General features: G+C 71.7%; 2 protein-coding genes. Both read right to left on the bottom strand.

Annotation, left to right across the window (positions count from 1 at the left end):
• The coding region (locus AB8Z36_RS35505; RefSeq protein ID WP_369217510.1) for a protein kinase family protein at nucleotides 1-909 on the bottom strand (909 nt) is incomplete at its 3' end.
• A gap of 118 nt (nucleotides 910-1,027) precedes the next feature.
• A partial coding sequence (murJ, locus tag AB8Z36_RS35500) for a murein biosynthesis integral membrane protein MurJ (protein WP_369217509.1) occupies nucleotides 1,028-2,713 on the bottom strand: 1,686 nt, incomplete at its 5' end.

Below are 2,713 nucleotides of genomic sequence, written 5' to 3'. Positions count from 1 at the left end.
GCGCAGCGCGGCGTTCACCGCGAGGCCGCGGATGCGGTACTGCCCCCCCCCCCCCCCCCCCCCCCCCCCCCCCCCCCCCCCCCCCCCCCCCCCCCCCCCCCCCCCCCCCCCCCCCCCCCCCCCCCCCCCCCCCCCCCCCCCCCCCCCCCCCCCCCCCCCCCCCCCCCCCCCCCCCCCGCGCTGGGTCAGGGCCGCGTACAGGAGAGCGCCGATCGCCTCGGTGTCCGTGCGCTGCGGCGTCTCGGACTCGATGCCGCGCAGCGCGGCGTTCACCGCGAGGCCGCGGATGCGGTACTGACCGGTGGAGGTACGCAGCACGGCCCCCGGGGTCAGCCGCAGATGCGCGAGGCCTTCCCGGTGCGCCGCGGCCATGGCCTGCGACACCTGGCTGACGAGCTGGTACGCCTCGTGGGCCTCCAGGGGGCCCGCCGCGAGCACCGCGGTGAGCTCCGTGGCGTCCGGGAGCCACTCGTGGACCACATAGACGAGGTCGTTCTCCTCGACGGCGTCCAGGACCTGCACGAAGCGCGGGTCCCCGAGAAGGGCCGAGGAGCGCGCCGCGGCCAGCACCGAGCGGGCCCGCGGATGGTCCGCGGGCAGCAGGTGCACGCCGACGGCACGGCGGAGTTTCTCGTCCACCGCACGCCAACTGCTGAAACCGTCCAGACGGGTGACGCACTCTTCGAGTCGATAGCGTCTGGCGAGCTTGTGACCACTGTGCAGCTCTGGGGGTGAGGTCGTCCCTCGGCTCTTGGGCTTGTCGGTCTCCGCCCCGTCTTCGTCAGCTGCCGTGTCCCGCTCCCGGGTGTGGGCCGCCCCGTCGGCCGTGGCCTTCTCCGCCTTGGCGGTCAGCGGCTCATCACCACTGTTGTCTGCCACGTCGACGGCAGCCGTGCTCCGTTCCGCCACCGTCGTTCCTGCCTCCCCATCCGTTGCGCTTCGTCAGACGCCAAAGCCAATTGTGCCCACAGTCCGGTGCTATGCACGACACGCGGTAGCGGACGATGGTTGTGCGGTACCGCTCATCTCAACGTCCGAGACGGCCGCGGACCATGCCGACCATCGAATTCAGCTCCGCAATCCGCATCTTTCGGGCGGCCACGAAGAACACACCGATGAGTGCGACGCCGCCCGCGACCAGCGCGACCAGGGAGCTGAGCGCCCCCGTGCCCATGGACCGCAGGATCGCGAACCCGATGGCCCCGCCGACCAGCGCCGCCGGAAGCGACGCCCCGACGAGGCGGGTGTACGTACGTGCCACCTGTGCGCCGTCCAGGTCACCGCCCAGCCGTGTGCGCAGGCGGCGCCAGGCCACCCCCACGCCGACCGCGTAGGCGAGACCGTAGGAGGCGGCCATCCCGACGACCGCCCACCGGGCGGGCAGGACGAAGAAGCTGAGCGCCGAGGCCGCCGCATTGACGGCCGCCACGATGACGGTGTTGTAGAACGGCGTCCGCGTGTCCTCGTAGGCGTAGAAGCCGCGCAGGACGACGTACTGCACCGAGTACGGAATCAGGCCGAGCCCGAATGCCATCAGGGTGTAGCCGATGTTCTGCGCGCCCGAGCCGGAACCCGCGTACAGCAGTGTCGCCATCGGGACGCCGAGGGCGAGGAAGGCGAAGGCGCACGGCACGATCGCCACCGCCGAGGTGCGCAGACCGTAGGAGATGTCGTCCCGGACGGCGGCCGGGTCGCCGTCGTTCGCGGAGCGTGAGATGCGCGGCAGGACCGCGGTCATCACCGAGACGGTGATGATGGCCTGCGGCATCTGCCACAGGAGCAGCGCGTAGTTGTACGCGGTGATGCCCGTACCGGCGTGCCCCTGGCCGTCCGCCGTCGTGCCCGCGCTGGTGGCGAGCTGGGTGACGACGACCATGCCGATCTGGTTGGCGAGGACGAAGAACAGGGTCCACTTCGCGAGGCGCGCGGCCTTTCCGAGCCCCTGGCCGCGCCAGTCGAAGCGCAGCCGGATCTTGAACCCGGCCTCGCGCAGGTACGGGAGCATGGCCAGCGACTGCACCACCAGGCCCAGCAGGGTGCCGAGGCCCAGCAGGCGCACACCGTCGGGCGTGATGCTGGCCGGGGTGACGCCGGACTCGCCGGAGTTACCGAAGGCCCAGATGAAGGCACTGAAGGTCGCGATGACCACGATGTTGTTGAGGACCGGGGTCCACATCATCGCGCCGAAGCGGCCGCGGGCGTTCAGGATCTGCCCGAGCACGACGTGCACACCCATGAAGAACATGGTCGGGATGCAGAAGCGCGCGAAGGTGACGGTGACGTCCATGCGGACGGGGTCGTCCGCGATCGACGGGGACATCATCCGGACGAAGACCGGGGCCGCCACCACACAGATGACGGTCACCGCCGCGAGCAACACCATGACCAGGGTGAGCAGCCGGTTGGCGTACCCCTCGCCGCCGTCCTCGTCCTTCTTCATGGCACGCACGAGCTGCGGGATGAAGACCGCGTTCAGGGCGCCGCCGCCGACCAGGACGTAGATCATTGTCGGCAGGGTGTTCGCGACCTGGTACGAGTCGTTGAGCAGGCTGACGCCGATCGCGGCCGCCATGACGAGCGTGCGCAGGAAGCCGGTGAGGCGGGACACGATCGTGCCCGCCGCCATCACGGCGCTCGACTTCAGCAGGCTCGACGCCTTGCCGCCCGACTTCGCGGCGGGTGCCGGAGCGGGCGCGGGGGCCGGGGCCGGAGC

This window comes from Streptomyces flavofungini, from assembly GCF_041028215.1.
Lineage (GTDB): Bacteria > Actinomycetota > Actinomycetes > Streptomycetales > Streptomycetaceae > Streptomyces > Streptomyces flavofungini_B.
Note: the sequence above shows the minus strand (reverse complement) of the source record. Positions and strands in the feature narration are given on the sequence as shown.